12 protein-coding genes are annotated in these 8,799 nt (G+C 61.5%); 4 read left to right on the forward strand and 8 right to left on the reverse strand.

Annotated features, from left to right (window positions below):
- Positions 1-273: 273 nt before the first annotated feature.
- The 3 genes from V3C85_RS01310 (at position 274) to V3C85_RS01320 (ending at position 3,104) form a co-directional block, all read left to right on the forward strand.
- Positions 274-1,131 carry a sce7726 family protein gene (locus tag V3C85_RS01310; protein WP_331793272.1) on the forward strand — a complete coding sequence of 286 codons (858 nt, stop codon included), beginning with the start codon at positions 274-276 and terminating at the stop codon, positions 1,129-1,131.
- Positions 1,132-1,138: 7 nt separating this feature from the next.
- Positions 1,139-2,077, forward strand: coding sequence for a sce7725 family protein (locus V3C85_RS01315; protein WP_331793273.1), 939 nt, complete (start codon positions 1,139-1,141; stop codon positions 2,075-2,077).
- 115 nt (positions 2,078-2,192) lie between these two features.
- Positions 2,193-3,104: an RES family NAD+ phosphorylase gene (locus V3C85_RS01320; protein WP_331793274.1), complete on the forward strand. Its 912-nt coding sequence runs from the start codon at positions 2,193-2,195 to the stop codon at positions 3,102-3,104.
- Between the two features lie 247 nt (positions 3,105-3,351).
- Here the strand turns inward: V3C85_RS01320 and V3C85_RS01325 are convergent, their stop codons facing one another.
- Both V3C85_RS01325 and V3C85_RS01330 read right to left on the reverse strand, forming a co-directional pair.
- Complete coding sequence (locus V3C85_RS01325; protein WP_331793275.1) at positions 3,352-3,675, reverse strand: DUF736 domain-containing protein; 324 nt, start codon at positions 3,673-3,675, stop codon at positions 3,352-3,354.
- 777 nt (positions 3,676-4,452) lie between these two features.
- Positions 4,453-4,875: an antirestriction protein gene (locus tag V3C85_RS01330; protein ID WP_331793276.1), complete on the reverse strand. Its 423-nt coding sequence runs from the start codon at positions 4,873-4,875 to the stop codon at positions 4,453-4,455.
- A 164-nt stretch (positions 4,876-5,039) separates the two neighbouring features.
- Here V3C85_RS01330 and V3C85_RS01335 point away from each other — a divergent pair, with 164 nt between their 5' ends.
- Complete coding sequence (locus V3C85_RS01335) at positions 5,040-5,330, forward strand: hypothetical protein (RefSeq protein ID WP_331793277.1); 291 nt, start codon at positions 5,040-5,042, stop codon at positions 5,328-5,330.
- 45 nt (positions 5,331-5,375) lie between these two features.
- Here V3C85_RS01335 and V3C85_RS01340 read toward each other — a convergent pair whose 3' ends face one another.
- From V3C85_RS01340 to V3C85_RS01365, 6 genes are all read right to left on the reverse strand, one after another.
- Complete coding sequence (locus V3C85_RS01340) at positions 5,376-6,020, reverse strand: antitoxin of toxin-antitoxin stability system (protein WP_331793278.1); 645 nt, start codon at positions 6,018-6,020, stop codon at positions 5,376-5,378.
- A gap of 66 nt (positions 6,021-6,086) precedes the next feature.
- Positions 6,087-6,650, reverse strand: coding sequence for a hypothetical protein (locus V3C85_RS01345; protein ID WP_331793279.1), 564 nt, complete (start codon positions 6,648-6,650; stop codon positions 6,087-6,089).
- 126 nt (positions 6,651-6,776) lie between these two features.
- The gene (locus tag V3C85_RS01350; RefSeq protein ID WP_331793280.1) at positions 6,777-7,655 is read right to left on the reverse strand and encodes a DUF7007 domain-containing protein; all 879 of its coding nucleotides are present in this window, start codon (positions 7,653-7,655) and stop codon (positions 6,777-6,779) included.
- The gene (locus V3C85_RS01355) at positions 7,652-8,089 is read right to left on the reverse strand and encodes a hypothetical protein (RefSeq protein WP_331793281.1); all 438 of its coding nucleotides are present in this window, start codon (positions 8,087-8,089) and stop codon (positions 7,652-7,654) included. The genes V3C85_RS01350 and V3C85_RS01355 overlap by 4 nt, the downstream gene beginning before the upstream one ends.
- A 72-nt stretch (positions 8,090-8,161) precedes the next feature.
- Positions 8,162-8,368, reverse strand: a complete 207-nt coding sequence (locus tag V3C85_RS01360; RefSeq protein ID WP_331793282.1) for a hypothetical protein — start codon at positions 8,366-8,368, stop codon at positions 8,162-8,164.
- Between the two features lies 1 nt (position 8,369).
- Positions 8,370-8,799, reverse strand: a 430-nt coding sequence (locus tag V3C85_RS01365; RefSeq protein ID WP_445941963.1) for a DUF6915 family protein, incomplete at its 5' end; no start/stop codon positions are given.

Below are 8,799 nucleotides of genomic sequence, written 5' to 3' on the forward strand. Positions count from 1 at the left end.
CTCACATAAGCTACTTGGACGGAGAGCCGTCTTCGCCGTCGCTTCTTTACACTTGATTTCATTGAGAAATTGCTTACCGCAACTTGCATCACCCTTAAGCGGATCGGCATAAAGAATGTTCGCAGACTGAACGTCGCAGCCGAAAGATCGAGGTTCCCTCGAAGGCACTAGTCCGCTAGGGTGATTTACGGCGTTAAACAAAACGCCTTCTTGGAGGAAGCGCTGTCGCGGAGCGGGGGACCAGTGGAACTACATCCGACACAGCTCTCGGCGATGACGCGCATCTTCTCTTCGGCTGTGTTTCGCGAAATGGCGAGTAAAGGTCGATCGCCACTCTTCGCCCGCCTTTTTGAGCTGACTGGCATAGCAGATCGCTGCGTCGGCGACACGACGGTAGGCGGGGCGTTTGACGCGACTTTTGCCATCCTAAAAGCGGCAGGCCGCCGTGATGAATATATTTACCGTTCGGCGCTCACACATAACATCCTTCTTGGTAAGCACTCGCTCAACACCGCGTGCATGCTAACCGAATTTCGAGCAGGTGCCTGCAAGGCTGACGTCGCTATCCTGAACGGGACAGCGACCGTTTATGAGATCAAATCGGAGCGCGACTCGCTCTCCCGGCTCGCAAACCAGATTGAAAATTACAAGAAGGTCTTCGCGAAGGTCTATGTGATCGCGAGTGAAGGACATGTTAGAGGCGTCATCGACACTGTTCCAAAGGATGTCGGCGTGATGATGCTGGGATCGCGTTACCGCATTACGACGGTGCGGGAGGCGGAGGATCGGCCCGACCGGATATGCCCGGCAACAGTATTCGAGGGGCTACGGTCGGCGGAGGCCGTGGCGATCCTAAAGCGCCTCAAAGTCGCCGTTCCTAGCGTTCCCAACACTCAGCGCCATGCCGCAATGCGAGCCGTGTTCGCTCAACTGGACCCGACCGCCGTTCATGATGCTATGGTGACAACCCTCAAGGGCACCCGCGATCTTGCTCCTCTTGGCGACCTTGTCGACCATCTGCCGCGCTCTCTGCATGCGGCAGCACTTTCGATCCAAGTCCGCCGCGCCGATCACAGCCGGATCGTCGAGGCGGTCTCCACTCCGCTTTGTGCGGCAAAGGTCTGGGCCTGACTGAAACATGTATCACCCCTATTTTCGCGGCAAGCAGTTCGAGTTGATCACCATCCGCGAGATGGCACCGCTGATGGCGGCCTCCGGCTTCGTGCCGATCATTGAGCCCGTCCGCGAGGCGCTTAAGGGGCTTGAACGTGCGCTCACTGAGATATGCAATGCTGAGGGAAAAGCGATCGTCATCGTCAACCCGTTCCACGGTGACCATGCAGAAGACGGGGGTAGCATCACGGCACTGCTTGAAGTGGGCTTTCTTGGCAAGGGCGGTATCATGGCCGGCATCCTTCTCAGGAACGACATGGGCATCGACGAGGCCCTGGCGTGCTATGAGAAGCACAAGGCACATTCCCCAAGCTTCATCCACGCCGGTTTTACAGAGGCGAAGACACTCGCAGAAAAGCTCGGCGACAACTTGGCCAATACGAGCCATGTCTTTTTCGAGAAACACTGTCATAAGCTCTACCGCAAGCATTTCAAAAGCGCGGCAAAGCGTGTGCTGCTGCGGGACGGTTTCGAGCGACGCCGCAACGCCGACCACCCGGCTGTCGAGCTATTCTCCGATCTCCATGTAACCTACGAAGAGGAGGATATGGATGGATTCGGCGACTTTCTGATCGTTGGCGACGATTATACCGAGGGCGGTGGTCCTGCCTATGCGGTCGCGATCCACCTGACCTTTATCGATCCCGACTCGGACGAGGTGATGTATGTCTATCACTTCGTCTCGACTACGAAGGACACGCCGACGGACCCTGCGGGAAAGTTCGCGCAAGCACTTGATAAGTTGATAAAAAAACTGGACGGCGGGAAGTCTCACCTCTTCGATAGCACCGCGATCAAGGCGTTTCGCGATCTTCACAACAAGGGGCATTTCCCGGGGCTCGGCTCAGTGAAGAAGCTGTCGATGAACCACCATATCGAGACACTAGCGAACTTCCTGAGGTGACACGATGGCTGGGTTGTGCTGCCACGCCTGTTTTGGGGACCGCGGCCTTCGCCGCGATATCATCCCTACGCTCAGCGTCGCCGAAGGAAATTGCGTATTCTGTGCGACAGTTGGGGTGCCGCTCGTCGAACCCATTGCACTGCGCGACGTCTTCGAACTCCTCATCAGCGTGTATGAACCCGACCCGGATGGCCAAACCCTGGTCAACTGGCTCAAGACCGATTGGGACCTCTTCAGCCATCCAGCGATGGACAACGCCCATGCCAAGGAATTGCTCAGCGAAATCCTCGACGATGGCGATATTGTCCGTGCGAAATTCTCGCCGTCGGCCGCCTATCACAGTCAAGCACTCGCTCGCTGGGAGACACTCCGCGACGAATTGATGTGGAAGAACCGCTACTTTCTTGATGAAGTGCTCGACACCGATCGCTTGCGCGAACTTCTGGGACATCTCCCAGCCGACGATATGCCTACGACTTGGTACCGTGCCCGCATCCTTGATCGCGAACAGCCTTTTGGAATCGGCGAGATGGGATCGCCTCCCGCTCGTAGGGCAACTCACGGGCGGGCTAACCCTGCGGGAATCCCCTACCTCTACTTGGGCTCACTGCCGAAGACGGCTGTCGCCGAGGTCCGGCCGCATACCGGTGAAGTAGCATGCGTCGCCGACTTCACCGTGCTCCCCCCTCTCAACGCTGTTGACTTGCGTAACCCTCGCGGGCTTGTATCGCCGTTTCTCCTCGCCGACGCTCGCGCAATCGGGCAGCTCCGCGCTGACATTGCGTTTCTGGAGCGGCTAGGGGACGAGCTTACCCGCCCGGTCTTGCCGAGTGGAGCGGCGATCGACTACATCCCAAGTCAATATCTATGCGAATTCATTAAGAAGGTCGGCTACGATGGTGTTGTTTATCGCAGTTCTGTGAGCGAGGGGATCAACCTCGCGTTGTTCGACGCCGCCAAGGCCGTCGCGGGCTCGGTCGCGCTCCATAAGATTACCAAGGTCAGCGTTGAAGTCGAGGCCGTCTGATCCACTAAGGTGTCGCCGACTGCATAACCGCGGGCAGCAGGCGATCCCTTGGATCGGTTGACAAGCGCATGGTAATTTCAGCTTTACCGAAGCACGAGTCCGGCAGTCCGGGTCAACTACAATGCTGACGTTTGCAATCGTCGCCGAAAATGACCGCTATCCGCTCAGTGCGTGGATCGGGGCACTGAATCAACAGAAAAGACGTTTGGGCCCCGGTCTTTCGACCGGGGCCTTTGCCTATGCAAGATCAGTCGCCGCGGCGGGTGTTGGGGCGGGACCAGATGAGGCTCGAGCTCTCGCCGTCTTCGTCATCGAAGAGGTTGGCGTAGATCGGGGCCGCGAAGCTCGGATCGTCCAGCTTCAGGCCGAGGTATTCGCGGCCCTCGTTCGATTTCTTCGTCCAGGCGGCGCCGATCTCGGCGCGGCCGACCAGAACCCGGTGGGAGGGGGCGTTCTCGCACGAGGCGCGCAGGTCGGGGACGAGGCGCACACCCTTGGCCTGCAGGCTGAGGGTGAAGATTTCGCCGGTGTATTCGCTGCCGGTCTTCTTGAAGGTGCCGATGGTCGCCATGTTCTTTCTCCGTTTTGCTGTTTCGGGCCCGCGTCCTTGCGGCCTCGATGGAGATCGACAGCCCGGAGGCGACCACTGGCGCACCCCCTTCATGGGGGCTGGACAGCACAGGAGAAACTTTCTTGCCGCGCGAGGAATGACGGTCCATGCACCGGCAAGGGAAGAAAGTTGTGACGACGCTGTTGCGCCGAAGCGGTCGAGGCGAAGACGTCCTTCGGGCAGATCAGCCCATCAGCAGAGGCCGTTGGACGCGGGCTGGAACAGCGACACAACGGAGATCAAGGCGACCCTGAAGGCCCGTCAGGAAAGATAGGACAGGCACTACCGGTGATGAAACCACCTCTGCCAGAAGTCTGGCCAGCTTGCGCCTCCCACCTGACTTGCGGCCTCGCGGCACCCGCCACTCCTCTTGGTTCAGGTCAGCCAGAAAGATGGCAAGTAAAGGACGAGATCCGAACGAGTGCTGCGGCCGGGCAAGATGCAGGTCAATCCAAGCTGAGACACCACCGCGACCGGCGCAACTCGATGATGATCTGACGGTGAGGCCATTGCCCTCGCGCCCTGCCCAAATTCCTGTCGCTACAATGATCGCTTGGCAAAGGCACGTCGGAACCTGGGGCCGTCCAGCCGGGGAAATCCGTATGCCGCAACAGGCGGACCGATGGCCAATGCTGCCCATGCCTACCTGCGCCCGGCAAAATGCAAACACCCCCCGACGAAACCGCCGGAGAGTGCCAAAGGGGCAGGAATTGCCAGTCAGCCTGCGGGGCGCGCGCGTCAGTCGATCGCCTTAAAGATCTCGCCCGCCTCGGGGTGGTCGCCTGCGAACCCGTATAGCCGCATGTATGCTTCGGACAGTTGGTCGACCTCATGTCGGAACGAGAGATGAGACAGCGCGAAGAGGGTGGCGATGATCCCGGCGGCCTCGGCCGATACCTTGCCCATGTAGCCGTTGGTCTCGCAGAAGATGCAGAACCTCTTGTCACAGTCGGGCGACATGAACAGAGGCTGGCCGTTCCGCTCGTGGAAATGCCAGAGACCACCGGTGTAATCGTCGGGGGCCAGCCAGGTCATGAACTGATAGACGGCGCGCTCGCCGATCAGCATCAGGGCTGGGCTGAAAAGCGCGGGAAGGAATGCCGCCCGGCGCGCCTCGGGCACGATGGTGGCAGGTTTCAGGGCGGTCGCAGCTTGGGTCATCGGAAATCCTCCGGATCAGGGGTGAATGGCGCGCCCCGGCGGCTCTCTCTACCCACCCGAACACGCCGATTTCCGTCCCAACTCTCGCTCTCCTGCGGTCGCGGAGTTGATTTTGTTCTTTCTATGTTCTATCTTAGAAAGACGATCCACATGGGAGATCCATCATGGACGCTGCCAGTTTTGCCCTGCCCGCCACTGAGCGCCAGATCGCCTATGCGCGGTCGTTGGCGCTCCGCAACCAGAGCCTGCTGCCCTGGGAAGTCCAACAAGACCGCCGCTCGCTCAGTGCCTGGATTGAGACGCAAGCGAAGCTGAAACCTGCTGACACGAGCCATCCAACCTCCAAGCAAGTCGCCTATGCCGAACGGCTTGCGCGGATCAAACGCCGCGCCGTGCCAGACGAATGCTTTCGGGACCGGCAGTTGCTGTCGCGCTGGATCGACAGCAACCGTTGAGGCAAAACCGGGCGCCGGGACGGGGATGGACGGGTTGCAGGGCAGCTATCCGAACCGCCGGCCTTCCTCGGTGAAGGTATAGTCATTGGCGATCAGCGTCCCGTCCAAGGCCTCGTCCGATGTCAGGTAGTCGTATTCCTGCTCAAGCTGGCGGTAGAGCCAATTGGCAAGGTCGCGCAGCGCATCGGTGACAATGGACTCGGCATCGCCGATGATCTCGACCGAAGCCGCACTGTCCCGAAACACGGAGACCGCCATGGTGAAGGCATGGCAGTAATTGCCGCGATGCGTGACCTCGGCGCGCAACTGGTAGAAATTCTGTCGCTGTGCCGCCTGCAAAGTCTCCGCGATCCGGTGCAGGGCCTTGTCCTTCGGCGCATAGGCGCGAAGTTCGGCGGCAGCGGATTTCCGGTAGGAATAGACGCCCTCCCAAGCAGCACCATCGCCCTGCGACCAGAAGCCGCTGAACCAGATGCAGGGGTCCTGCCGCGTGCGGCCACCGATAAGGCGGGTGGTCCGGGTCTTCAGGCGGATTCCGAGGATTTCCGCGATATGCTGGAAGTCCTCGTAGACAGCATCATACCAGTCATGGTCGAAACCGCCCTCGCGATACCAAGCGCGGGCTCTGTCCTTGGCACCGTCGGGAAGTTCATTGAGGCGATAGACGGTCGTTGAGATCACTTCGGGCATGAGTGGGTCCCTCTTTTGCATGACCCGGCAAAACGGCCGAGGGTGAGTTTCCGGAAGGGGCGAAGATCAGGCAACCAGGGCGTGATCGGCTGCAGCGGCTGCAAGGTCGCGCCAGAACCTGTCGACCAGTCGGCCGTCCAGCAAGCGGGCGCGGGTGAGCAGCGCAGCAGCGGACGCTGGATCGCCGATGTCGTTCGCAACGCGGGCCTCGGCTCGAAGCCCGCAGGCGTCGGTCACCACGCGCCGCGCCTCGGCATCGCTGTCGACCGGCGCGCACCAGCGGATCAGGCCTGCCTGCACGTCACCTGCCAGCACCAGGCAGTGCTCGGCATCGAGAATGGTGATGAACTGCGGCGCCAGACGCAGGGCCGGATCGTTGCCTGCGGCGATCAGACCGGAAGTTACTGCGGTGCGAGCTACGATCATGGCGGCCGCGAGGTCACCGAAGGTGCCGAGATCGACCTCGCGCTCGAAGCGCAGCTGATCGAGCGCCGGATCGTCCCAATGCGCGCGGCAGTGGCAACTGATCCGCAGGGGCAAGCGGTCCGTCAGGCGCAGATGGGCAAGAACTCCGCCGATCAAGTTGTCGCCGGGACCCCGGAAGGCGGTTTGGGGGATGGGTGCGGTCATCTGGATCACTCCGCGACAGGCGGCAGGAGACTCTCTCCCACCCTGAAACCCGTCACGGAACCACCCGCCCATCTCTCCCTCTGGCGGGTGCCCGACCGAAAAGCCGTGCACCCGCCATCGAGTGGGTCACCCCCCCGCCCTGCCCCGCCAGCCGATGAAACTCGACGGGCCGTCATAGACGGCGTGGCGCGTCTCATCGATGACGAAACCGAACGCGCCGACCTTGTAGTCCCCAGAAGGGACAAGGAAGCGACGCTCCTCGGATTGTGGATCACTCCGTCCGCCCCGCGTGGCGAGCACCTCGGTGAAGCCGCGATGCTGGTCTGAATAGATCGCCGAGATCACGACCCAGTCTTTCGCGTGATCGCGGGCAAAGGCTTCGCCGTCGCGCGTGCGGGATTCACCAGGGCGCAGCGCCCGGCCATGGATCGCCTCCCAGGCATCTGGCCAGCTATGGCGCAGAGTTTTCTCAGCCTGACGGCGTTCCAGACCCGTGAAGAGATCCGGCCAGGCGGTCGCGACGGCCGCCCAGGCCGCGTCCTCTTCGTAGTAACCACTGGCATCGCGCAGCAGCGGATGCACTCGGGCATTGCGATCCACCGTCAGGTGGAACCCGCCATGGCCGGAGGTCGAGTGGAAAAACACGCCCTCGCCGTAGCGAACCGCGCCCTGCGATGGTCCCCAGGGCGTGTTGGCATGGGCGCGGAACTCCTGCCGACCGAGGGTGGCCTTCTCGCCTTGATGCTCGGCCTGTTCCTGAACGAGGGCGCGGAAAGCAGCCTCGTCAGCAACATCGCCGCCATGGCCGTAGAAGTCGGACCGCTTCCAGTCCGACAGGGGTTTGGAGAGGCGCCAACCGCTGCCGAGGTAATGCCGCCCGTCAGCCGTGGGGATCATGGCATAGGCGGCATCGCCGATCCGGGCGACGATCAGGCCATCGGCACTGCGGCCAAATTCCGAGACGGGGAAAGAGGCGGGGGTGCGGGAAGGAACGACGGTCTTCATGCAACGAGCGCCTCCACCGCATCGATGTCCTCGCCGTTCAGGGCGGCAGTCAGCCATTCATGGGTGCTGAGCCAGCCGAGACTCTTGCGCGCACCGAGGTCAATGACATGCGCGCCGCCGCCAAACGCCTCCAGCCGGGGCCGGGAACAGGTGTTGGCATAGTCAAAACCCCAGAGGCCGGTGAGATCGAGGTCTTCCGCGATGCGCAGCACGAAGCGGATGACCCCTTCGACATCGCCCTGCCCGTCGTCGTGGAACCAGAGCACCGTACTGCCCGGGCCATCCTGCAGCGACAGCGCAAAGCCCGAGAATTCCGGGTCGTCCGAAGCCTCGTCTTCCTCGCGCAAGCGCAGGAAGAGATCGAGCGCAGCGATGGCCTTGGCAGGTGTCTCCATGTCCATGACGCAGGAAAATTCGGTAAAATAGTCAGCCACGATAGGCTCCTTTCAGAATGAAGAACTCGAGGCCACGTCGGCCGGGTCAGGTTAGGTTGCGATTGCGGGAGATCAGCCCGCTTCGGCGGGCTGGGGTGTTTCGGCGGCGGCCTGCGCCGCGGCATGGGCCTGCAAGAGGTCGCGGTAGTAGCGCTTGCGCGCCTCGCGCCAGCTGCGGACCGCGAGCGTGTCGGGATGCAACCGGCGGATCGCCGTGCGGACGACTGTGAGGGGAGAGGCTTCAGGTGGAAGACCAAGGTTCTGATATACCCGGCTCATGTCAGGTGACCTCCCTGACGGGCATCGCCAGATGCGGATCGACCTCGGCTTCGATCTTCTGGGTCCGGCCCATCCAAGGCTCGGCCCGGATCGACCGCGCCCAATCAGCAAAGCTCGGGATAAAACCCAGATCCTCGCGGACATGCTGCTCGCCGACCCAGCGGGTGGGGATGACCCGGCCTGACGACAGGGTCAGCGTTTTCCCGTGGACCTGCTCCAGTAGGAAAATCCCCTCGGCGTGATGGCGCAGGGCGCGATGCCGGAAGTCCGCCAAGATGAGCTTTGAGGCATCGATTATGTGGACAGCATGCCGCCGGTGGCGTTTTGCCCTATGCTGGCTGTTACGAGCCGCAGAATCACCGAGGCGCATATGTTCAAACTGAGAAGCGCCGACGGCGGCACCACCATTCTTGTGACCGATATGGACGGCA

Origin of the sequence: Pseudotabrizicola sp. L79, assembly GCF_036553525.1 — a bacterium.
Lineage (GTDB): Bacteria > Pseudomonadota > Alphaproteobacteria > Rhodobacterales > Rhodobacteraceae > Pseudotabrizicola.